At 69.6% G+C, this 22,585-nt stretch carries 19 protein-coding genes and 3 pseudogenes; 20 read left to right on the top strand and 2 right to left on the bottom strand.

Annotation, left to right across the window (positions count from 1 at the left end; all coding sequences use genetic code 11):
* Window positions 1-94: 94 nt before the first annotated feature.
* Window positions 95-940, top strand: a complete 846-nt coding sequence (locus OHA81_RS34535) for a replication-relaxation family protein (RefSeq protein WP_443056389.1) — start codon at window positions 95-97, stop codon at window positions 938-940.
* A 215-nt stretch (window positions 941-1,155) separates the two neighbouring features.
* On the opposite strand, the gene OHA81_RS00605 is transcribed toward OHA81_RS34535, so the two are convergent.
* Window positions 1,156-2,202 carry an L-serine ammonia-lyase gene (locus OHA81_RS00605; protein WP_329201929.1) on the bottom strand — a complete coding sequence of 349 codons (1,047 nt, stop codon included), beginning with the start codon at window positions 2,200-2,202 and terminating at the stop codon, window positions 1,156-1,158.
* Window positions 2,203-2,450: 248 nt separating this feature from the next.
* On the opposite strand from OHA81_RS00605, the gene OHA81_RS00600 reads away from it, so the two are divergent.
* From OHA81_RS00600 to OHA81_RS34525, 10 genes and pseudogenes are all read left to right on the top strand, one after another.
* A complete protein-coding gene (locus OHA81_RS00600) occupies window positions 2,451-3,569 on the top strand; it encodes a helix-turn-helix domain-containing protein (RefSeq protein WP_329191661.1) in 1,119 nt (372 codons plus the stop codon).
* Between the two features lie 1,296 nt (window positions 3,570-4,865).
* Window positions 4,866-6,122 carry a S8 family peptidase gene (locus tag OHA81_RS00595; protein ID WP_329191659.1) on the top strand — a complete coding sequence of 419 codons (1,257 nt, stop codon included), beginning with the start codon at window positions 4,866-4,868 and terminating at the stop codon, window positions 6,120-6,122.
* 156 nt (window positions 6,123-6,278) lie between these two features.
* Entirely contained in the window at window positions 6,279-7,175 is an 897-nt protein-coding gene (locus OHA81_RS00590) for an alkaline phosphatase family protein (RefSeq protein ID WP_329191658.1), read from the top strand.
* Window positions 7,176-7,177: 2 nt separating this feature from the next.
* Window positions 7,178-8,449 carry an MFS transporter gene (locus OHA81_RS00585; protein ID WP_329191657.1) on the top strand — a complete coding sequence of 424 codons (1,272 nt, stop codon included), beginning with the start codon at window positions 7,178-7,180 and terminating at the stop codon, window positions 8,447-8,449.
* Window positions 8,450-8,535: 86 nt separating this feature from the next.
* Window positions 8,536-9,558 (top strand): TolB-like translocation protein, encoded by a 1,023-nt coding sequence (locus tag OHA81_RS00580; RefSeq protein WP_329191655.1) that lies wholly within the window; start codon window positions 8,536-8,538, stop codon window positions 9,556-9,558.
* 199 nt (window positions 9,559-9,757) lie between these two features.
* Window positions 9,758-9,904 (top strand): annotated as a pseudogene (locus OHA81_RS34530) (transposase); the annotation flags it as partial.
* Between the two features lie 500 nt (window positions 9,905-10,404).
* Window positions 10,405-10,698: a hypothetical protein gene (locus OHA81_RS00570; RefSeq protein ID WP_329191652.1), complete on the top strand. Its 294-nt coding sequence runs from the start codon at window positions 10,405-10,407 to the stop codon at window positions 10,696-10,698.
* Window positions 10,699-10,879: 181 nt separating this feature from the next.
* Window positions 10,880-11,554: a YqjF family protein gene (locus tag OHA81_RS00565; protein WP_329191650.1), complete on the top strand. Its 675-nt coding sequence runs from the start codon at window positions 10,880-10,882 to the stop codon at window positions 11,552-11,554.
* Window positions 11,555-11,762: 208 nt separating this feature from the next.
* Window positions 11,763-12,041: pseudogene (locus tag OHA81_RS00560) on the top strand (SPW repeat domain-containing protein); the annotation flags it as partial.
* Window positions 12,042-12,070: 29 nt separating this feature from the next.
* Window positions 12,071-12,298, top strand: coding sequence for a DUF4142 domain-containing protein (locus OHA81_RS34525; protein WP_443056739.1), 228 nt, complete (start codon window positions 12,071-12,073; stop codon window positions 12,296-12,298).
* A gap of 247 nt (window positions 12,299-12,545) precedes the next feature.
* Here the strand turns inward: OHA81_RS34525 and OHA81_RS00555 are convergent.
* Window positions 12,546-12,746 (bottom strand): annotated as a pseudogene (locus OHA81_RS00555) (cold-shock protein); the annotation flags it as partial.
* 739 nt (window positions 12,747-13,485) lie between these two features.
* Between OHA81_RS00555 and OHA81_RS00550 the strand changes: the two are divergent.
* From OHA81_RS00550 to OHA81_RS00510, 9 genes are all read left to right on the top strand, one after another.
* Window positions 13,486-14,346, top strand: coding sequence for an SDR family oxidoreductase (locus tag OHA81_RS00550; RefSeq protein WP_329191646.1), 861 nt, complete (start codon window positions 13,486-13,488; stop codon window positions 14,344-14,346).
* Window positions 14,347-15,079: 733 nt separating this feature from the next.
* Window positions 15,080-15,715, top strand: a complete 636-nt coding sequence (locus OHA81_RS00545) for a DUF6875 domain-containing protein (protein ID WP_329191644.1) — start codon at window positions 15,080-15,082, stop codon at window positions 15,713-15,715.
* A gap of 1 nt (window position 15,716) precedes the next feature.
* Window positions 15,717-16,559 carry a tryptophan 2,3-dioxygenase gene (locus OHA81_RS00540; RefSeq protein ID WP_329191642.1) on the top strand — a complete coding sequence of 281 codons (843 nt, stop codon included), beginning with the start codon at window positions 15,717-15,719 and terminating at the stop codon, window positions 16,557-16,559.
* Entirely contained in the window at window positions 16,556-17,248 is a 693-nt protein-coding gene (locus OHA81_RS00535) for a hypothetical protein (protein ID WP_329191640.1), read from the top strand. Before OHA81_RS00540 ends, OHA81_RS00535 begins: the two co-directional genes overlap by 4 nt.
* Before the next feature lie 36 nt (window positions 17,249-17,284).
* Entirely contained in the window at window positions 17,285-18,046 is a 762-nt protein-coding gene (locus tag OHA81_RS00530) for a hypothetical protein (protein ID WP_329191638.1), read from the top strand.
* 55 nt (window positions 18,047-18,101) lie between these two features.
* Window positions 18,102-20,372 carry an MMPL family transporter gene (locus OHA81_RS00525; RefSeq protein WP_329191636.1) on the top strand — a complete coding sequence of 757 codons (2,271 nt, stop codon included), beginning with the start codon at window positions 18,102-18,104 and terminating at the stop codon, window positions 20,370-20,372.
* A 791-nt stretch (window positions 20,373-21,163) separates the two neighbouring features.
* The gene (locus OHA81_RS00520) at window positions 21,164-21,325 is read left to right on the top strand and encodes a hypothetical protein (protein WP_037792689.1); all 162 of its coding nucleotides are present in this window, start codon (window positions 21,164-21,166) and stop codon (window positions 21,323-21,325) included.
* Window positions 21,326-21,580: 255 nt separating this feature from the next.
* Window positions 21,581-21,721: a hypothetical protein gene (locus tag OHA81_RS00515; RefSeq protein WP_329191628.1), complete on the top strand. Its 141-nt coding sequence runs from the start codon at window positions 21,581-21,583 to the stop codon at window positions 21,719-21,721.
* 115 nt (window positions 21,722-21,836) lie between these two features.
* Window positions 21,837-22,298, top strand: coding sequence for a hypothetical protein (locus OHA81_RS00510; protein ID WP_329191626.1), 462 nt, complete (start codon window positions 21,837-21,839; stop codon window positions 22,296-22,298).
* Window positions 22,299-22,585 lie beyond the last annotated feature (287 nt).

The raw sequence follows: 22,585 nt of genomic DNA, 5'->3' as shown, positions 1-22,585 counted from the left end.
CGGAGCCGCGCCCGACGTGGTCAAGGGGTGCTGAGAGCCCTCTGGATGGCCCGGAACCCAGTGCCGCGTCCAGGCCGTGAATGATTCGAACGTCGTGCCCATCACCGCAGCTCACGCCGCCCGAAGGGGGCTGCTCGGCAAGGCACCAGCGAAGGGGACGACCAGGAAGGTACGGGCCGAGGCGCTGTGGATGCTGAGGATGGCGCAGGTGATCACGGAAGCAGGGTCGGACGGCCGGTTGTACGTGCGCAGGGCCATGGTTGAACTGGCGGAGCTCGGGCCGGCGGAGACGAACGGCAAGGACGGCAAGCACCAAATCTGGAACCTCACCCCGGCCGGGCAGAAGGCTCTGGCCGACGGCAACGAGCTGCCACCCCGACCGAAGGCCGGCACCGGTGCGAAGGCAGGGAGAGCCGGGTTGGGAGTGCACGCCGTCGCAGTGACCGACACGATCCTCGCCTACACCGACACCGACACCGACACCGACACCGTCCTATCCGGTAGCCGGGAGTACCTGACCGACTGGCAGGTGGAGGTCAACCACGCCATCAAGGAGACCGGCCTGTCCCTCAACACCGACGCCGTCCTCGCCCTCCCGACCACTGGGCCGTACCTGGTGGCGATGCCGCGCCTCTGCTTCAAGCGGTTGAAGCACCGCGCCGGTGCGGTGCCGTTCGACGACGTTGCGGTGCTTGTAGACGTCGGGGTCAAACGCCGGTGGGCGGCCGCCTCGGCTGCCTCGACGGGCAGCTGTTCTCTGCCCTGGGTGGTCGGCAACGTGTCACGACACGGGTCGCGTCAAGGGGGTTGGCTGACTCAACGAGCCAGACCCTTGATGGGGGCGAAGCCCCGCGCCGGCCTCGGCGGACGTCGTGGACCTGATGGCGATGCTGGAGTAGTCGGGCAGCGAAGCCGAAGCCTCCCGCAGCGGCGGCGGTGACGCCACCGTCCACGACCTGCCCGCAGCGGAGAAGGCCGCCAAGAAGACAGTGCCGGTGAAGAAGGCGGCCGCCAAGCAGGATCCGGCGAGGAAGAGCGCCGGCCGCAAACCCCCCAGCGCCGGAACGGGGGACCGGACCGGGCTGGCTCACTGTCGCGGGGCTGGTCGCCGGCCTTGCCCGGTGACGGGACGCGGGCCTGGCGGCCGGTGAACGATCAGCAGCCTGCTGTCCGGGGTTCGGTCAGTCCGGCGGCGGCCATGGCGGCGGCGGTGCCGACCTCTCCCTGGCAGCCGACCTCGGCTCCGGAGATGGAGGCGTTGTGCTTGACGATGATGCCGATGGCGGCTGCGGTGAGAAGGAAGCGTACGGTGCCGTCCTCGTCGGCGCCGGGAACGAACCGGTGGTAGTAGTGCAGGACGGCGGGGAGGACTCCCGCGGCGCCGTTGGTCGGCGCGGTGACGACGCGGCCGCCGGCGGCGTTCTCCTCGTTGACCGCGAGGGCGTAGAGCGCGACCCAATCCATGGCGTGCAGCGGGTCCCCGGAACCTCCTTGCTGCTGGAGGCGACGGTGGAGCGCCGGAGCGCGGCGGGGAACGTTCAGGCCGCCGGGCAGGATGCCTTCGGTGCGGCAGCCGCGATCGACGCAGTGGCGCATGATCTTCCACAGGTGCAGGAGCCGCCGGCGGACCTCGTGCTCTGGCCGGCGGACCGTCTCGTTGGCGAGCATGAGGTCGCTGATCGGGCCGTCCCCGGTCAGGTCGAGGAGTTGTTCGGCATTGGTGAAGGGGCGGGGGACCTGGTGCGAGGCGTCGTGCGTCTCGTGGAGTAGGAAGCCGCCGCCGACGGAGTAGAAGGTGCGGCTGTCCAGGACGGTGTCGTGCCGGTCGAGCGCGGTGAAGATCAGGGCGTTGGGATGGGTCGGCAGGAACCGGTCCGGGTGGAGGGTCAGAGTGCAGTCGACGGCCTGCGCTCCCGGCAGCGGCACCCGCCGCTCGGCGGTGAGCCGGCGGAAGCGCTCGTCGGCGGTGGCGGTGTCGAGGGTCTCGGGTTGCTCGCCGGTGAGTCCGAGCAGGACGGCTTTGTCGGTGCCGTGGCCGGCGCAGGTGGCAGCCAGCGAGCCGAACAGTTCGACGTCGACGGCCGCGGCGTCGGCGAGTAGGCCGTCCTGGTCCAGTCCGCGGACGAAGCGGTGCGCGGCGCGCATCGGGCCCACGGTGTGGGAGCTGGACGGGCCGATGCCGACGCGCAACAGGTCGAACACGCTGATCAAGAGGGGCTCCAGGGGAGGCGGCCGGGTAGTTGTTCACGGTCTACCGCCGACCGGGTCCGCGGGGTGGCGAGGGGTCGCCACTGGCGTGGAGGGGCGTCCGGTCGAGGAGATGGTCCTCTTGCCGTGCAGCGTTCTTGGTCCGAGGCACCGGCCGGATGATGTTGATCTTGGTCGGAGGTGGTGTGGATCTTGGTAGGGGAGCGGTATCGCCTGACAGCTACCGGTTGGTACGTGTCACGATGCCCGGCACACCGCACGCAGCCGGCGGCGACGGGACCGGAGTGGCCGTGCCGCTTCCGGCGCACGCCCGAGCCGGCCTGCCTTCACCGGAAGGTACGCTGATGACCGATGAGGACCTGTCAACCCACCTGTGTCGCCTGGGGTTGACGCGCCGTGAGGCGAAGGCCTACGTGGCGTTGCTCGCCGCCCGATCCGACGACGGCGAGCAGTCGGCAAACAACCCGGACCGCGACCGGGAGGGCCCGGAGTGCAGCGGCCCGGACAACAGCCCGGCACTGGAAGAGGATCTCGCGCAACTGCGCAGGCTGGGCTTGGTCACCGTCTCGGAGACCGGTGGCCGCCGGCACGTGCCGGTGGAGCCCACCATCGCGCTGGAGTTTTTAGCGCACAGTCGCGCCGCCGAACTCCGCGAGGCCCAGCAGGCCGCCGTCAATGCCTACGACGGCTACCGGCGCTCCGTCAGCCCACAGCCGACCGAGAACCTGGTCGAGGTCGTCACCGGCGACTCCATCATCGAGCGCATCGAAACCATCGAGGCGGCCGCCGAGACCGAGGTCCTGCGTTTCGACTCGCCGCCGTATCACACGCACGGCGCGGCCAACCCGATCCAGATCGAGAACCTGCGGCAGGGCGTGGAGTACCGGGTCGTGTACTCCCGGTCCGCCGTTCAGAACGCCGCGTACTACGCCGTCAACATCCAGCCTTGCATAGCCGCGGGGGAGCAGGCCCGGATCCTGCCCACCGTTCCCGTGAAGCTCACCATCTTCGACCGTCGCCTGGCCATCGTGTCGATGTCCTTCGTCGAGGCCGAGGTGAACGACTCGCTGCTGTTGGTCCGTCCGTCGAGCCTGCTGTCCGCGCTCACGGGGTTGTTCGAGACCTCGTGGAGGGCGGCGCTGCCGATGCACCTGAGCGGCCGCGTGCCGTCCGCCCTCAGCCCGATCCACCGGCGCATCATCGAGCTGTTGGCCACCGGGGTCACCGACGCGACCATCGCCGAGTTGCTGGGCATCAGCCGCCGCACGCTCTCGCGCCACCTGGAGCAGCTCAACTCCCGTGCCGGCTCCGTCACCCGGTTCCAGATGGCGCTGCACGCCGCGCGCAACGGCTGGATCTGAGCGAAGCGGAAGCCGGGCGCGGATTGACGTCGATCGGGGGTGCGTGACCTTTATGGCCAAAGCGCGCCACTGGCAAAAAGTCACCTCCGGCGCATGTCTCTGACGGTAGATCTAGTGCCCCGGCTCGCTCCGCCGGAACGGGCTCCTCCACCCCGGGTGCCAAACCCGGCCGCCCCGGAACCCGGTCAGATGCTCGACCGGCCGGAGCGCCCGGTCGAGTCCTGGAGTCCGATCCCCGACCCCTCACCAGGAGACCTGCATGTTGGCGAAGTTAGCGCTCTGTGCCGGCGTCGTGTTGTGCGTCGCCGCTCTCGTCCCGGAGGGTGCGCAGGCTTCCACGTCCTCGGCGCAGGGCAAGAAACGGTGGGAGTCGGACGTCAGAGCCGTCCCCCAGAACATCCAGTCACACCTCGACGGTCGCCGGCCGGGGCGAAGAACGGCGACAGGCCGGCGTTGGCCCCGGGCATGGACCACACCTCGCTCGCCACCCATCACGACAAAGGCAGGCCTCGAGCCGATCCTGGGCATCACCGGGTATGCCAGGCAACACCACGCGTCGATCCTCGTCGCCTCCTTCCGCGACGACAGGGACAGCGACTCCACCTCAAGCAGCCCAAGACCGTCGACTACACCGTCGTGACCTCTGCGCGAGGGCCAAGGACGACGCTTCCCAGGACGACGTCGAGCTCTGCCGCAAGAGGTACGCCAAGGGCGGCTACACGCTCGTGGCCCACATCGCCGACCGCGCCGCCGACTTCCGGGGCGGCCGCTACGAGAAGGGCCTCAGGAACCCTCGGCGACGCGGCCTGAGTCGACGTCCGGCCACTCCCCGCCACGACGACGTGGAGGGGGGCGCCGATCACGGCGGGAAGCGGGAAGACGCGCGTTCGGGTGATCAGCCGCAGGACGTGGGGCGCTGCCGGAAAGGCCGAGCACACCACCGCCGCGGAAGCACCCCACGCCACGCTTCCAGGGGATGGCGAAGACCTGATGCGCGACGAGTGTGCCTCTGGGCCCGCGATACGTGAGGCTGCTCCCACCCCACCCCAACCCCGGCCTTTCGCCGTGCCCGGACGTCTCGACAAAGCCGCGGAATTGGTCGTTCCCGGCAACTGTCTCCTCCGCGCGCCGCAGGTCGGCCGAGCTCGCCGTAGTCGATTGGCGCCAACGACGGGCACCCGCCACGTCACCGACGGCGCGCCACTACCGAACCACACGCTGAATTCACTCCTCCAAGGAGGCACTTTGTCCCGGAATCATGCACCTCGCCACGCTCGTAGGAGGAAACCGTCCGCCGTGGTCATCGCGGCCACCGTCGTGGCCGCGGCGGCAGCCGCAGCGGTCACCAGCCCGGCGAACGCCGCCCTGTATCCCTCCGACACGCTCCGCACGGTCGGCGAGCCCATAGCCGGCCGCTATCTGGTGGTGTTCAAGGACGGCGGGGTGCCGTCCCCGGACGCCGCGCGGACAACCGCCGCCCAAGGAAGACAGGCCGAGCAGGCGACGGTCGCCTCCGTCGCCGAGCGGCTGGCGAAGGCCCACGGCGGCTCCGTCCGTACGGTCTTCGACACGGCCCTGCACGGCTACGTCGCCGAGATGACGCCGGGCCAGGCGCAGCAGGTGGCGTCCGATCCCGCGGTCGAGTCGGTGGAGCGGGACAGTGTGCAGCACTCGGCCTCGGCACCGGAGGCCGCCCAGGCGGCGTCGGTGGCGAGTTGGGGCTTGGACCGCGTCGACCAGCGCAGCCTGCCGCTGGACGGAAGCTACACCGCGCCGAACACCGCTTCCAACGTCACCGTCTACCTGGTCGACAGCGGGCTGCGGACCACGCACAGCCAGTTCGGGGGGCGGGCCGGCATCGGGGTGGACTTGGTCGGTGACGGTCGCAACGGCGGGGACTGCGTCGGCCACGGCACCCACGTCGCGGGCACCGTCGGCGGCAAGGACTACGGCGTGGCCAAGGGCGTCAGGCTGGTCTCCGTCCGCGTCACGCCGTGCAACGACTCCATCCCCACCTCGGCCATCGTCTCCGCCGCCGACTGGATCACCAAGCGCGCCGTCAAACCGGCCGTGGTGAACATGAGCATCAACGGTGGGGTCAGCGCCGCGGAGGACAAGGCGATCCGCAACTCGATCGCCTCCGGGGTCACCTGGGTGGTCTCCTCCGGCAACAGCGGGGCCGACGCGTGCAGGAACTCGCCCGGCGACATCGGCGAGGCCATCGTGGTGAACAACTCCACCTCCGGTGACCAGCGCCGCTCGGACTCCAACTGGGGTGCCTGCACCGATCTGTTCGCGCCCGGCACGGGCATCACCTCGGCCTGGAACAGCGGTGACAAGGACAGCCACAAGCTGACGGGCACCTCGATGGCCGCCCCGCACGTCGCCGGCGCCGCCGCCATCTACCTGTCGGCCCACCCCACGGCCACTCCCGCGCAGGTGCAGGACGCGCTGATCAAGGCGGCTACCACCGGCAAGATCGGCAACGCGGGGACCAACACCCCCAACCGGCTCCTCTACATCGCGGGCTTGGGCGACAACCCCACCAAATGACCGTCAGCCCGCGGGCCAGAGGTCCACCGACCAACCCTGGGCCGGCAGGCCCTTCAACCGCCTGCTGACCCTCGCACCCTGCCCGGACCGGCGGTCGCATACCGCCGCCGAGGCACCGGACGACCACCCTCCCACACCCCTGACACAGGAGACAGAATGTCCGCTGGTACCCAAGGCCGTCACCGCCGCAACCGGAAGAAGATCCTGCTCGCCGTCGCACTGCCGACGGCCGTGGCGGCGGGCGCCGTCACCTCCCTGGTGAGCATCGGCTCCGCCTCCGCCGCGGGGGCCGTACCCAAGCCGGACCACGTCGTCGTGGTCATGATGGAGAACCACGCCTACAAGCAGATCATCGGCAGCAAGGACGCGCCGTACCTCAACTCGCTCGCCAACGGAGGCGCGGTCCTCAAAGCGTCCTACGGCATCACCCACCCCAGCCAGCCGAACTACTTCGCCGTCTTCTCCGGCAGCACCCAAGGCATCACCGATGACGGCTGCTACCACGTCGGCTCCATGTCCGCCCCCAACCTGGCCTCCGAGCTGACCGGGGCCGGCAAGACCTGGGGCAGCTACAACGAGTCGCTGCCCAACGAGGGCTCCACCACCTGCAAGAGCGGAAAGTACGCCCAAAAGCACAACCCCTGGTTCGCGTTCAAGAACGTCCCGGCCAACACCGGCCACACCTTCGCGCAGTTCCCCAGCGACTTCAGCAAACTCCCCACGGTCTCCTTCGTCACCCCCAACCTCTGTTCCGACATGCACGACTGCAACGTGGCCACCGGAGACGGCTGGATCAAGAGCAACCTCGGCGCGTACGCCGCCTGGGCCAAGACCCACAACAGCCTGCTGGTCATCACCTACGACGAGGACGACAAGCACAGCGGCAACCAGATCCCCACCGTCTTGTACGGACAGCCCGTCAAGGCCGGCAGCGCGCCCACCACCAAGTACAACCACTACGACATGCTCCGTACCCTGGAGGACCTCGCGGGGACCGGAAAGCACGCCGGTAAGGCGGCCAACGCCACCGACATCACCGGCGTCTGGAACTGACCATGTACCTCGCGGACAGCCGACGCTCCACGGCGTCCGCCGCCGCCCCGGCCCTCGGGCCGGGGCGGTCCGCGCGGATCGCCCCCACCGTACTCGCCCTCGGTACGGTCAGCCTGATCACCGACGTCTCCTCCGAGATGGTCACCGCCATCCTGCCCCTCTACCTCGTCACCGCCCTCGGTGTATCCCCACTCGGATTCGGCGTCCTGGACGGTGTCTTCAACGGTGCCTCCGCCGTCCTGCGGCTGCTCGGCGGCTTCCTCGGCGACCGCGGCGGCGGACGCCACAAGGCCGTCGCCACCGCCGGTTACGGCCTCTCCGCGCTCTGCCGGCCGGCGCTCCTCCTCGCCCACACCACGCCGCTGATCGGCCTCGTCCTGGCCGCCGACCGGGTCGGCAAAGGACTGCGGACCGCACCCCGCGACGCCATGATCTCTCTCGCCACCCCGCCCGAACGGCGCGGCCGCGCCTTCGGCGTGCACCGGGCCATGGACACCGCCGGCGCGCTGACCGGACCCCTGCTCGCCTTCCTCATCCTGCGCGGCGCCCCCGGCAGCTACCACGCCATCTTCACCGTCAGCTCATACGTCGCCGCACTCGGCGTGCTCGTCCTGGTCCTCTTCGTCCGCGGCCGCAGCCTGCGCTCCACGCCACCGACCTCAGCAGCGCGGCCACACCTGCGCGAACTGCTCCACCTCCCCGCCCTGCGTCGAATCACCGCGTGCGCCGCCTTGCTCGGGCTCGCCACGGTCAGCGACTCCTTCGTCTATCTGCTGCTCCAGCGCCGCTTCGACCTCCCCGCGACCTGGTTCCCACTACTGCCGCTCGGCACCGCTGCCGTCTACCTCCTGCTCGCCGCCCCGGCCGGCATGCTCGCCGACCGGATCGGACGCCGGCGCATGTTCGTGCTCGGCCACGCCGCGCTGCTGACCGGGTACGCCCTGCTGCTCGCCCTCCCCGGCGGCGGCGCGGGACTCGCCGCCGCGGTCCTCGCCCTGCACGGACTCTTCTACGCCGCCACCGACGGCACCCTCGCCGCGGCCGCCGCGGACGCAGTGCCAGAGCAGCGGCGCGGCGCCGGACTCGCGCTGGTCGGCACCGGCCAGGCCGCGGGCCGGTTCGCCTGCTCCCTCACGGTCGGCGCGCTCTGGAGCCGCTGGGGCGACACCACCGCCCTGGCCCTCATGACCGCCGCCCTCACCGCCGCCGTCGTGATCGCGGCGCGACTGCTGGACCCGCTCACCGATGACCGGGCGCGGGCGGCGGCCGATTGACCCGCCTGATTGACCCGCCGCCGACAGGCGTGCGTTCCGCCTGCCTGTCCGCCCGCCGAAGAACCCCACGGAAGAGGAACTCATACATGACTTTCGCCCGCCGTCTCCTCGTCCTGTGCGCCGCCGCCGCCGTCCTCGTCGCGGCCGGCGTCTGGACCGTCCTGCGCGCAGGCGACGAAGCCCGGGGCGCCAACCGGGCGGCCGACGGGCCGCCGGCCAAGGCGGGCATCGTCGGCCTGGGACCCCACACCGACGGAGCGCGACTGGTGTTCCGCAGCATGACCTGGGGTGCCCAGCGCGACCACCTCGCCGCGGTCCCGCTCACCGAACCCCGGGGCACCCGGACGGTGGCGACGCCGGCCTGCCTGCGTTTCCACGCCGCCGCCGGTACCGGGGTATGCCTGCAGGCCGTCCACGGCGTCCTGGAGGACACCTACCGCGCGGTCGTCCTCGACGCCGACCTGCACGAACGCCGCCGGTACGACCTCGCCGGCATCCCCACCCGGTCACGGGTATCGCCCTCGGGCAACCTCGTGGCCTGGACGGTCTTCGTCGGCGGGGACTCATACGCAGGCACCGACTTCTCCACCCGCACCTCGATCCTGGACACCCGCACCTGGACCCTGCAAGAAAACCTGGAGACCTACGCCATCACCCTGGACGGGAAGCCCTACCGATCCGCTGACACGAACATCTGGGGCGTCACCTTCGCCGACGACGAGCATTTCTACGCCACCCTCGCCACCGGCGGACAGACCCACCTGGTCGCCGGCGACGCAATCCAACACACCCTCACCACACTGCACGGCAACGTCGAGTGCCCCTCCCTGTCGCCCGACGGCACCCGCGTCGCCTACAAGAAGCGCGTCTCCGGCCTGAGCGACGACGCCCCCTGGCGGCTGTACGTCCTCGACCTGAAGACCATGGGCGAGACGGCCACCACCGAAGGCCGCAACATCGACGACCAGGCCCTTTGGCTCGACGACCACACCCTCGCCTACTCCCTCCCCAGCGACGACAGCAGCGACCTGTGGACCGTTCCCGCCGCCGGCACCGGCACCCCGGCCCTGCTCGCCCCCGCCGCGCTCGCCCCCGCCGTCGTACGTTGACGAGGCCGACGTCACCCACGAGCCGTGTCACCGCGTCGCCGTCGGAGGTGCACCTTGCGCCGGCGGTCGGCGAAACGGACAGTCTCGCCCGGCTCACCGGCGATGTCGTCGCCTTCCGGAGCGCGCGCACGGATCGAGGGTGCACGCGGTGGGGGCTGTAAATCGTTCGGTGTAACTCCCGATCAAGGAAGATGCACCGATGACCAGTGAGAACGTGACCGAGGCCGAGACCGTCGAGCCGGCGGAGCCGAAGCCGTCGAAGGCGGTGGACGACCGGCTGACCGACGAACTCGTCTCCCGGGCTCAGGCCGAGGCCCTGCAGCTGACCGGCGAGGGCGGGGTGCTGGTCACGGGGACGTGGTGGGGCTCACGTCCCCGGCTATTCGCACCGCTACATCCTTTGGCCTACTACGTTTTCGTTCATGAGGAGGACGATCTGCTTGGACTGGGCGGTGGTCGGGCAGGGGCGGTCATACGGCATGAGTGCTCCTTGCGGATAGAGGCCGCCGGAACACGGCCGGGCGATCTGCGCCCGAGCGACCGGCGGCCGGCTGAAGCGGGACCTTGACAGGCCGCCGTTCTCCTGGCTGGTCTCGCCGTCTTTGCGGCGTGACCACGCTTCAAGTAGGCGCGTCGGCGGCAACCCCCGTCATGCCCCTGGAGGACGTGTCTTGACGGGAGGGCCCGGGTCTGAACGGCTCGGTGCTCACTGCCCTCGAAACGATGCGAGCCCCCGCTCTGCCCTTGCTTTCCTCGTCGACATCCGGGACGTGGAGGTCTCCGACGAGGAGACCGACCGCGGCCGTCGCTCTTGCGGACACACTCTCCGGCCGGGACATCGGCGAGATGCATGACGAGTACCGCCAGGCGCTGGAGAAGCTGATCGAGGCCAAGGCCGCCGGCACCCGCCCTGAGCCGGTCGAGGCCCCCGAGCCGGCCTCGGCGGAGGTCGTGGACCTGATGGCGATGCTGGAGAAGTCCGTCAGTGAGGCCAAGGCTTCCCGCAGCGGCGGGGCCGATGCCAGCGTCCACGACCTGCCCACCGCGAAGAAGACCACCAAGAAAACTGCCGCGAAGGAGGCAGTCGACAAGGCGGTTCCGGCGAAGAAGAGCGCCGACCGCAAACCCCGCAGCCCCTGAGAAATGAGCTGTCCTGCAAGTGAGGCCCGTCGGCACCGCGGGTTTCAGTCATGAGCCGGAGTGCGGGCGCGGCGGTTTCTTGTGGCCTGCGCTGGCGTCCCCGCGGCATTCTCGGATGCGCCGGCGGGTAGGCGCTGCACACCGGGAGCTGGTGAGGCAGCTGGAGGGTGCAGTGCAAGGTGTGAGGGTTCCCTTCCTGTCGGTGTACTGGACGCGGCAGGCGTTCGTGCACTGGCCGTACCCCCCAGCCGTCATCCAGAGCCTGCTGCCGCCCCACCTCGAAGCCGACGTCTTCGCAGGACAGGGCTGGGTGAGCATGACACCCTTCCTCATGTCACGCACCCAGGTCCTGGGCGTGCCGATGCCCCGGGGAACTTTCCCCGAGACGAACCTGCGCACCTACGTACGGCACGGCGGCGGACCGAGCGGCCTGTGGTTCCTCGCCCTCGACGTCACCCACCCGGCCATGCTCACCGCACGGCTCCTGGGGATCCCGTACTCCCGGGCGCGCCTGGTGGTGGAGGAGCACGGCGGCACGTGCCACTACGCGGGCCGGCGAGGGCGCCGAGGCCCCCGATACGACCTCGAAGTGCGGACCGGTCAGCGCATCCGAGCGCCCCGCCCGCTGGACTCGTGGCTGACCGACCGCTTCCACGCGTACTCGGTATCCGCAGGCGCGCTATGGCGGACACCGGTCGTCCACGAGCCCTGGCCGCTCTCCACCGGAGCCGTCGTGCGCTTGGAGGAGTCCCTGCTGTCCGCCGCGGGATTGCCCGAGCCGGCCGATTCCCCCCTCGTCCACATCTCGCCCGGTGTCGGCCCGGTACGCTTCGGTTTCCCCCGCCGCGCGGCCTAAAGGCCGCGCCTGTTGGCGAGCCAGGCGGCGGCACGACCATCCTGCTCACCCCAGAACCGGAACTCGTGACCAAAACCAGTCGTATGCGCCTGCGGCGGTTCTTGGCCTCCCCTCCTCCTCTACTGGGCGTCGTGGGTAGACGAGACGAGCATCAAGGTGAGCGCCGCGACGCGTGACCGGATGATCATGGCCCTCGCTCTGGTCACATCTCATCGCCGGTATCGCCTACATGCTCCTGCTCTGCGCTTCCGGCAATTCCTACGAACGCACCCACTCCACGGCCTGGGCGGCCGCGGCCATCGGCATCTGGACCTGCACCGCGCCCTGGGTCGTCGCGGGCGATGTCGCCCGCACCCGGTCCATCACCAGTAACCTGATCGTCGGCGCCATCGCCACCCTCCTCGCCCTCGCCGCAGCCTCTGCCGCCCGCGACAACGACACCCGCCACGGCCCCGGCGCCCGCCGCCCCATGCCGGGAATGCACTGACGGCGGGGGCAACAGTGTCGAAGGCAACGATGACAGCCTGCGTAAAGCAGGTGGGTGCCAAGCTGGTCACCGACCACCAGAAGCTCGACAAGGACCTGCCGGCCATCGCCACCAAAGGCGGCATGACGCTGCCTGCCGCACCGGCGCCCGGGCAGCAGCAGGCGCTCAGGGGCGTCAGTGAAAAGGCCGGAACGGCTGGATACGACCCCGCATGGCTGCCAACCAGGAAGCCGCCCACACGAAGACCCTGGCCTTGATCGACACGCAAATCCGCTCGGGCAGCGACACGGCCGTCACCAACGCCGCCAAGAAGGCATGCCCGATCGTCGCCATGCACCTCGACATGGTCCGCGGCGGCACCTGCCACGCCCTGTAGGAACCGCCGCTCGACAGGACGGCCGGCACGCGACACCGGGTCCGTCGTGGGCATGGGCGCGTGGAGTCTGACCTCGCACCGCGCATCGAGGCGATGAGGGCACGCTGAGCGGTCGGATGCGGTGATCGGGCCGGTGTGACGTTCTCGGCCTGCGGTCCCTTCGGTCCCTGCGTGACATCGAAGCGGATCTTCTGGGCTTCTTGCAGGACCCGGTTGCCGGCGCCGGCGATGGCCCGGTAGTGAATGAACAGGTCAGGCCCGCCGCCGTTCTGCTCGATGCAGCCGAAGCCCTTTTCCGCGTTGAACCACTGCACCGTGCCGGTGGCCATATCGGTCTCCGCTTCATTGCACATAGGGCGCACGCAGTGCGACGGCCGAGTTCGCGACCCGTTCCTCGCCCTCCATCTCAGCTCCACGGGCCCCCGCGGTGGGTGTGCTCCCGCGACGGTGCGTGCCCCGGATGCCGCTGTCACGGTGCGCGCTACGGGACGTGGTTCCAAGCTGAGGGGTGGGTGCCGGAAGCGGTCCGGCACCCCATGGTTGAGAGGAATCCGTCGTGGAGACAGCAGAGCTGGAGAGCTAGGTCCATGAGCTGGAGAAGGCCTTGGCTGTGGCGGAGGCCACCCAGTCCGGCGCGCAGGCCGCGCAGGCAGGCACGCAGGCCGGTATGACCTCGATTTCTCCGCGGCTCACGCCGGAACCTGGGCCGTCATGGGTGCCGGGAGCGTCGCCCTGGTGGTGGGTCTGTTCCTGGGCATGGCCATCAGCAGGCAGAACGCCTGAGTAGGGCACGGCAGCTGCTGATCCTGCCGACCACGGTCTCCCGCAGGCTGCGCCTGTGGGAGACGGTGCTGTATGGGAAGGCTGCGGTCGTGCTGGCCGGCGACGCGGAGGGGGAGGACCGGGTCTCCGGCTGGTTCACCGACGAGGACGCCAACGCGCTGGCCGTCCTCGCGTCGGGCGGTGGTCTCCCGTTCCTGCTTCTGACCTACGCAGCCAAGGTGTGCGCTGGCGTGCACGCTGTCAAGGGATTCGCCGTAGTTGTTGTAGGACCAGGAGGAGAACACGATGGCTCCCACCTACGCCGTCACCGGCGCCACTGGCCACTTGGGCGGACGCATCGCCCGCCGCTTGGCCGCCGCCGGGATCTGGCAGACCCTCCTGGCCCGTACCCCCGCCCGGGTACCCGACCTGCCCGGCGCCACCGCCGTCCCCGGCGACTACAGTGACCACGACGCCTTGGTGCGAGCCCTGCGCGACACCGACCGTGTCCTCATGGTCTCCGCTTCAGAGACCCCCGATCGCCTCCAGCGGCACCGCACCTTCATCGACGCCGCAACCCAGGTCGGAGTCGCACACTTGGCGTACATCTCGTTCTACGGCGCCGCGCCGGATGCGACGTTCACCCTGGCCCGCGACCACTGGCACACTGAACAGCACATCCGCGCGAGCGGTCTGCCCTTCACGTTCCTGCGCGACAACCTCTACGCCGACTTCATGCCCGCCCTCGTGGGCGAGGACGGCGTCATCCGCGGCCCCGCTGGGGACGGACGGGCCGCCGTCGTCGCTCAGGACGACATCGCCGACGCCGCCGTCGCCGTTCTGCGCGACCCGGGCCCACACGCCGGCCGCGCCTACGAGCTGACCGGCCCGCAGGCCCTCACCCTCACCGACGTGGCGGCCACGATCGCCGCCGCATCCGGACGCCCTGTCTCCTACCACCCGGAGACGGTCGAGGAAGCCTACGCCTCCCGCGCACCTTACGGCGCTCCCGAATGGCAGCTCGACGCCTGGGTCTCCACCTACACCGCCATCGCCGACGGCTCCCTCGCTCAGGTGACCACCGCCATCAACGACCTGACCGGCCACCCCGCCACCCCGCTCCAGCAGGTACTGCAGTCTGAGCCCGGCCCGGCAGTTCGCCCCTGAACCCGAGCACCGTCACCTTCCCGCCAGTGGGTGCACTCTGTTGCCTGGGCAGTACGGCTGTGACTCTGGACCGGACGGCTTCCGAACCAGACAGCCACGGCTGCTCTTCCTTGCTTCGCCTGTCTCATCGTCGATACGAGCATCAGGCAGTTGCCGTTGCACCGACGCAGGTCAGGGGCCACTCCGTTGTTTTTTCGGCGATTACCGAAGGAACCCCATATGCGGCGCCCCTGTCCCCTAACTTGCGATCTTGACTGATGTCCAAGTGATCTTGACGGTCGTGGACGGCCGGCTGCCGCTGCCGTCGACCCTGACCAGGTCAACAGTGCAATGTCAGCGAACAAGGGCGAAACACCCGATGGAAGGACGCTCCTGATGGATCAACACTTCGATCTCTATGCTCGCACCCGTGGGCCACACGGGATCCCGCTCTTTCTGCCGCATGGCGCTTTTCGAGGAGTCAAAGTGTGGCAGGACGGGTGTGGCCGCTGTGGCGGGCTGCGCAGATGAGTTGTTGTCGGGCGGTATCACTGCTCCCCGGTAGGTGTGGTTACCGCCCTGCCGGTCGGGCGTGCTCGTCCATGGTGTGCGCGGCAGCGCCATGCACCGGCACACCCATCCCTTTGGGTGATCCGTTTGGTCCGCCAGTGTCCCTGTTGTCGATGAACGTGTTGGATCTTCGGACCGAGGACCGGGTGGTCAGTAGCAGGAGAGCGGCAGGAATGTGGTGGCGATGAGTCTGGAGAAGGCCCGGGAGTGGTTCTCCGACTATCTCTGTGTCGCAGATGCGCGGATCGGTCGACCGGGCGCGGTGTGCCCTTTTGTCGCCCCGGCACTGCGTGCGCGCAGTCTTCGGCTGGAGGCGTGGCCGGTAGACCCGCAGATCACTGTTGCGGGGTTGGTATCTCTGGTGAGGCAGATGGTCGCCGTCTTCGAGAACACGCAATGGGCGACCCGGAACCGGACTCTCCACGCCTTGGTGGTGGTGCTGGCCGGACTGCCCGCGGACCGGCTGAGCCTCACCGATGAGGCGCACCGGTACACCAAACCGGCGCTCGTAGCGAGGGGGCTGATGCTGGGACAGTTCCACGCGGACTGCGATGAGAGAGCAGCTCGGAATCCCTCGTTCCGGGCGTCACGCTCTCCCGTTCCCATGCTGGCCCTGCGGCACATGGCGGTTCACGACGTGCTCTTCCTCGACGGGGACAGCCGGTCGTTTGCCACATACGACCAGCGTTACGGTCGCAGGTACGACGCCGGGGCGGTTACCGACCCCTTGCTGCAGAAGCACTTCGCGCGGGCGCGCGCCCGGTTCCGCCCCGATTCCGCTCCTGCGACCTCGGCCGGCAGTGCGTACACGGGGGCATGACGTGAGTCCGCTCGATCCGCGTGGCGTCGAGGACGGCCCCATTTTGGACTTCCCCGGCCCCAGTACTCCTTACATCGATTACCAGAGCATCGATGTCCTGCTGTCCCTCCAGCACCCTTTGTCCGACGCCCCCGCCGAGCCGACGTTCTACATCCTCGGACAGGTGAAAGAGCTTCTGTTCAAGCTGCTCTACGGGGAACTGTGCACCGTCCGCCAAATGCTCGACGCCGATGATGTCGCCCAAGGCGTGTGGACGCTGCGCCGCGCGCATCGGGTGGTCGAGTTGCTCACCCGAACCTGGGACGTGCTGAGCACCCTGGCTCCCACCGAGTTCAACGCCTTCCGCGCTCACTTGGGCCAGGCGTCGGGCTTCCAGTCGTACATGTACCGGATGCTCGAATACGTCCTGGGCAACAAAAACGCTGCCATGGCCCGGGCGCACCGCAGGGTGCCGCAGGTGCACGCGCAGGTCCAGACGGCTCTGGCCGCACCGAGTGTGTACGACGCCGCCCTGCACCTATTGGCACGGCGCGGTGCCGCCATCCCGCAGGCCGTGCTCGTACGGAACCCTGCCGAACCGTATGTGCCACACGATGCCGTGGAACGGGCATGGGCGGACGTGTACCAGGCCGGTGGTCCGGGTGAGGTCATGTTCGAGCTCGCCGAGGCGCTCATCGCTGTCGCCGAGGGTTTCGGCCGCTGGCGTGCCCTGCACCTGCTCACCGTGGAACGGATCATCGGTACCAAGTCCGGGACCGGCGGAACCGCCGGGGTGGAGTGGCTGCGGCGCGCCAGCGAGCACCGGATCTTTTGCGAGCTGTGGAGCGCCAGGAGCCTTTTGTGATGCCGACCGAACGAGAGAAAGGCTGGGTCGTGACCCCAACTGTCAAAGCCGGGCCGAAGATGAGGCTTGAGGCCAGGCACAGCGGGCAGGAGCGGGAATTCACCGTCGAATCCCTGTCTCTCACCGACGTACCGGACGAGGCCGACCGCCAACGGACACAGGTGGCTCGTCTGCGACGAGACTTCGGGTTCCCCCTGCCGGCCCCCGACTGGGAGCCGGAGGACGAACAGGCCCTGGTCCTGCTCTGCCATGCCGATGGTGTGCCGGTCGGTTCCGTCCGCCTCGTGCGGCGCCGAGGCGAAGCGGACCAGTGGTGCCCCTACCTCACGCCAGAGCTGGGCGCCGCACTGCCATCCGACCCTGCCGGCTTCCTTTTCGGGGAGCGGCTCGTCATCGCACCCACCGCCCGCTCGTTGGAAGCGCTTGCCCTCGTGATGCATGCGGCTGCCACCTGGGCGGCCGCCTTGTGGCCCGTCCGGGAGTTCGCCGCGATCACCCGTCCGGATCTGGTGCGCCTCAGTCGATGGATGGGCGCCCGGCCGCTGTCCGAGCCCATGGTTCTTCCGGGCTCCGACGGGCTGGGGCTGCTCATCGGCGGCCGCCTGGACGAGGCCGCGACCCGTACCCGGGACTTGTTCGCGACCGGCGGGTGGCACCTGACGACCGCGACTGCACCTCCTGCCCAGTAAAGGGCCGTCAGCGGCCCCCGACCAAAGGACGTCGCAATGTCCTCCACGCACGTGACACCCTCCGAGTCGACGACTACCGACCACGTCGTCGCTGCGACGCGGTCGGTCATCGACGGCCGCGTACAGCTGACCTCCCGCACGCTCGACGAGTACCGGATGGTGTTCGGCCTGACCGACGACGACCTTCTCGCCGGGCCGGTCCTCGACTGTCCCGGCGGCGCCTCGTCATTCGCCGCCGAGAGCCGAGCGCTCGGCGCGAGCGTCACCTCCGTCGACCCGGTGTACCGCCTGGCACCGCAGGACATCGAGCCTCTGGTACGCGATCACCTCGCGGCGAGTGCGGCCTTCGGCCTCGCAATCGCAGACCAGCTCGACTTCTCCTGGGCCGGGTCGCCAGAACGCCATCTCGAGCGTTGGCAGGGCGCCGCCGACACGTTCCTGAACGACTACGCCGCCGACCGTCTCGCTGGCGGGAGCGAACGCCACTACGTATCTGCGGCACTGCCGCGGCTGCCGTTCGCCGACCGGCACTTCCACCTCTCCTTGTGCGGCTTCCTCCTCTTCACCTTTCCCCAGGCAGCAGACCAGGAAGAGGCGATTCTGGAGCTGGTGCGGGTCACCGCCGGCGACGTGCTCGTCGGCCCGCTGGAAGACCCTCTCGGCGTGCCCTCCTCCACCCTCGACTCCCTGCGTGCCCGGCTGGCAGACGGGGGCGTGACCACGACGACACGCGACATCGACTACAGCATCCACCCCGGACAACGGGGCGTCCTGGTCTGCCGACGACGTACCGGCTGACCGGCCCGCCCCGCGCCACACAGACGGCTATCCGGCAACGTCCGACGAGGGTCCCGTGCCACAGAACACCGCCCCACCGACGCAACGCAGCACCCAGCCGACCTCTCCACTTCACTGGGCGGCGAAAAGACCGTGGCGGCTGCTCGGTGCCACAGCCCTGCTCACGGTGGTCCTCGCCGCGGTCGGCGCCATGGCCTCGACAGGACTGTCCGCCGGCGGGTTCACCCCCACCGGCACGGAATCCTCCCGCGTGGAACGCTTGCTGACACAGCACTTCGGCGTACCCCAGAGTGACCTCCTCCTGTATGTACGAGGCGACATCGACGACCCCGTGGCGGCGACCGAGGGCCGGGACCTCACCCGGCGCCTCGCCGCCGAGCCGGGCGTCGCAAGCGCACAGTCCTTCTGGAGCACCGGGGCCGGCGAACTGCGCGCCAGGGACGGTCACGCCGCCCTGATCACCATCGATCTGTCCGGCGACGACACGCAGGCGGCAGCCGCCGCGGCCCGCATCGTGCCCCACGCCACAAAGAGCGTCATGCACCTGGAGGTATCCGCCGGCGGGCCGGCCTGGACGAGTGTCCAAGCGACCGACCAGAGCCGCAAGGACCTGTTCCGGGCCGAGCTGATCGCCGCCCCGCTGACCATCCTCATCCTGCTGTTCGCCTTCGGCTCAGCCACCGCCGCAGTCCTGCCCGCCGTCGTCGGCGTCGCCACCGTGACCCTCACCACCGCAGTACTCGGCCTGCTGACCCGCGTCATGGCGGTGTCCGTGTTCGCAACCAACATCACCACCGCATTGGGGTTCGGGCTCGCGGTTGACTACGCACTGCTGGTGGTGACCCGCTTCCGCGAGGAACTCGCCGCAGGGGCAACCGTCACCGAAGCCGTCGTCACCACCATGCGCACGGCAGGACGCAGTGTGCTCTTCTCCGCAGCAACGGTCGCCCTCGCGCTCTGTTGCCTCTTCGTCTTCCCCCTGCAGTTCCTGCGCTCCATGGCCTGCGCCGGGCTGGCTGTCGTCGTCCTCTCGGCCCTCGCCACGGTGACTGTCATGCCCGCTCTGCTCACCTTGCTGGGCAACCGAATCGCCGGCGCGACAAACCGGCCGAAGCCGTCCCGCGAACCGACGGACAGCGCAGCATGGCGGCACATCGCCCAGGCCGCCGTCACCCGCCCGCTGCTGCTGGGCGGAGCCTGCGCTGCGGCACTCATCGCCCTGACGATCCCCTTCGGGCACGTCCAGTTCGGTATCCCCGACGAGCGCGCCCTCCCGGCCCACCTCGAAGCCCATGCCACAGGCGAGTACGTACGCCGCGACTTCCCCGCGCCCGCGGACCGCACCCTGGCGGTCCTGCTCCCCGCCACCGACCCCCTCACGCAGGCCACCGAACTCAGCCGCTACGCCCAACGCCTCGCCGACGTTCCCGGCGTGGCCACCGTGGAAGCAGCCACCGGCACGTTCTCACCCGGCGCCCCCTCCATCGCGCCCGCCGCCGGCCACCGGCGTTTCACAGCACCGGGCACCACATGGTTGACCGTCTCCGGCCGTCCCTCGTTGGACACAGCCGGCGCGGACGACCTCGTACAGCGCGTACGGCATGTGACCGCACCCGGCCCCCGCCTCGTCGGGGGCCTGCCCGCTCAACACGTCGACACGCTCACGGCCCTCGGCGACCGGCTGCCTGCTGCGACCGCCATCGCGGGTTTCAGCACCCTGCTTCTCCTCTTCCTCTTCACTCGCTCCGTCCTCATCCCCTTGAAGGCGCTGCTACTCGCCGCGCTCAGCCTGACGGCCTGCCTGGGCATCATGGTCTTCATCTTCCAGGAAGGGCACCTTCATAGCCTGGTCGGCGAGTTCACCGTCACCGGCCAGCTGGACGTCGCCATGCCGCTGCTGACCATCGTCGTCGCCTTCGGTCTGTCGGTCGACTACGAGGTCTTCCTGCTCGCACGGATCAAAGAGGAATACCTCCGCACCGGCGCGCACTCCCCGTCCATCGTCTTCGGAATCGCCCGTACCGGCCGCCTGGTCACCGCTGCCGCCCTCATCGTGGCCACCATGATGGGCGCGCTCGCCAGCTCCGGCGTCACCCCGCTCAAGATCTTCGGCACAGGTCTGGCCCTCGCCGTCCTCATCGACGCCACCCTCGTCCGCGGCGTTCTCGTCCCCTGCCTCATGCAACTCACCGGCAAAGCAAACTGGTGGGCTCCATCCTTCCTGTCGCGCCGCGAAGCGACCGACGGTTCCCTGCCGAAGCGCTCCGAGTCACCCCTCCCACACCAACATCCGGCAGGAGACCCCGCCAACACGCCAAGCCCGTGACCACCAACAGGGGCATAGGAGCGGACGCCCCGACGGTGGCGCCAAGGACGGCGGAGGTGAGGAGGTTGCCGCGTTCGGGGAGCAGGGGCAGGAACCCGCCGCCCGGGGCAGGCGAGGGCCACATACCGCTCGGCCCCGCCACGCCCGACTCCCCCTGGACCCCGGTGGCCCAGGTGCGCGGTCGGGCGCACAATGCCGCCGCCGAAAGCCGAGCACAGCGAGTAGTCGTCCTGTTGGGGTGAGAGCAGTCGCAGCGTGTCGGCGAGCCACTGGCGGGCTGTGCCGCCTGTCCAACCAGGCTCTCGCCGCCTTCCTCGCAAGCCTGCGCTGAGTCCTGCGTCCTGGGTGCCGGCCTGTGCTGCACCGACCCCGCACGCCAACCCGGCAGCGGCGCCTGTCGGCCGGTCACAGCGCCCGCGGCCCCACGACTTCGACGACGTCGTCGGGTAGGCGTCGCGCCGGCCGGGCCGCCGGCTGTGGGGGCGGCCGCAGCGGTGGCGTGGGGGAGCGGAATCACCGCTGTGGCCGGCCGCCCTGTGTATTGCCCTCGATGAGGTCGGGTTGGCTGCGAAACCACCCGTGCGCATGGAGAGGCGCGGGCCGGGTTTAGAGGCCGGCGTGGTGCTCGCATATGTGGGCCGCCCGTAGCCGGTGTCAGGCCGGACTTCTTGTTTCGGTGTCGTGGATGCGGGGCGTGTCCTTTTGCCCGCCGTGCGCAATAAGAAACACATAAAATTCGCGCGCATGGGTGGAGGGGGGCCGGGCAGTGGGCGGTTCGGAGGTTGATAACTATGGTTCCCCTGCTTCTTGTTCTTCTGCTCGCTCTGATCCTGTTCGGTGCCGGTTTCGCGGTGAAGATCCTCTGGTGGGTCGCCATCGCGGTGCTGGTCCTGTGGCTGATCGGTTTCGTCGCCCGTCCCAAGGGTGGCAGCGGCCGCTGGTACCGCTGGTAGCCGCCCATGACACCAGGCCGGAGCTGACACGGCACGGCTGTGGCCTGCACCCTTCCCGGGGTGCAGGCCACTGTCATGTCCGGCGGTCCGGGGCAGAACCCGATATTGGGTGAAAGGGGACGACGGGGGTATCCGAGGGGACGGCCCGGGGCGGTCGCCGTGACGCAGCAGGGAACCTGCTCACCTCCAACGATCGACGGCCGTCCCGGCCCCGGCGGGACGCGTCCCGGTGGCGTGCCGCCCACGGAACTGCGGATGGGTGACCAGGTCCTGACCGGGGGCCGGCTGTCCGCCCTCACCGACCTGCGCTACCGCCACGGCGCCCCCCGCACCATGATCCTGGACAGTCGCCGTCGCGTACCGCACGGGCGCGTCTACCGGCCCCGCAGCGGCTGACCCCCCGCTACATCACGAGCCGGCCGAGTGCCTGTGTCTGCACCCGGGGCCACGCATTTGGCCAGGTCAGGGAATCGGACACGTCAGGGCCGGTCGACTCATTAGAGTGAGCCGCATGGACATGCGTAGGGTCGTCGCGCTGCTCGCCGAGGAAGCCGAGCAGCAGATCCAGGAACAGGTGTGGCAACGGACGGCGAGCGAGCGCGTACTCGCTCTTGAGGCTGGGACCAGGCTGCGTGACGTTGTCGGCCCGCAGGATGTCCAGGAGGCGTTGCCGCAGATCGAGCGGCTTGAACGCCTGCGGGAAACACTCGCTGTCCTGGCGGTCTCCCTCGCTCGCACTCACGGACGCCTGGCCTGGTTCCTCTCTGGTGCTGTAAACGCACTCGAACCGGTCTTGCGCTGGCGTGCGCTGCCTGCCGGCCCTGGCGGCACCTTCGGCACTGTCCTCGCGAGTCCTGAGGAATACAGGGAGGCGGAGGATGCCGTCCGTCGACTCCGGGAGGTTCTTGCGCTGATCGCCCAGGCAGGCGCCCCCGGCGGTGTTTGTCGAGGTCAGGAGTCGAACGGGGGCTGAGTCGGCAGACTTCGCCCCAGTCATTACGGGACGTCGCCCCGCCACACGAACCGACGTCGACGGCGCCCCGCTCTCCTTCGGCCGGGGCACCCAGGCGACGTCAGCGGCTGCCTTTCGGCTTGCGAATGCGGGCTGCGGCCGACGCAGCCGCTCAATCGCGGCGGCCGAGTTTGACGGCTCAGGCGAGCAGGATCACGGACAGCGCGGGGATGCGCAGCAGGTCCGGGAACACGCCGAGCAGTACTGGCTCATCTGCCAGTGCTGCAGTTGCCGAGGTCTGCCATGCC

It is taken from the genome of Streptomyces sp. NBC_00667, assembly GCF_036226825.1.
In the GTDB taxonomy this organism is placed as follows: domain Bacteria; phylum Actinomycetota; class Actinomycetes; order Streptomycetales; family Streptomycetaceae; genus Streptomyces.
Note: the sequence above shows the minus strand (reverse complement) of the source record. Positions and strands in the feature narration are given on the sequence as shown.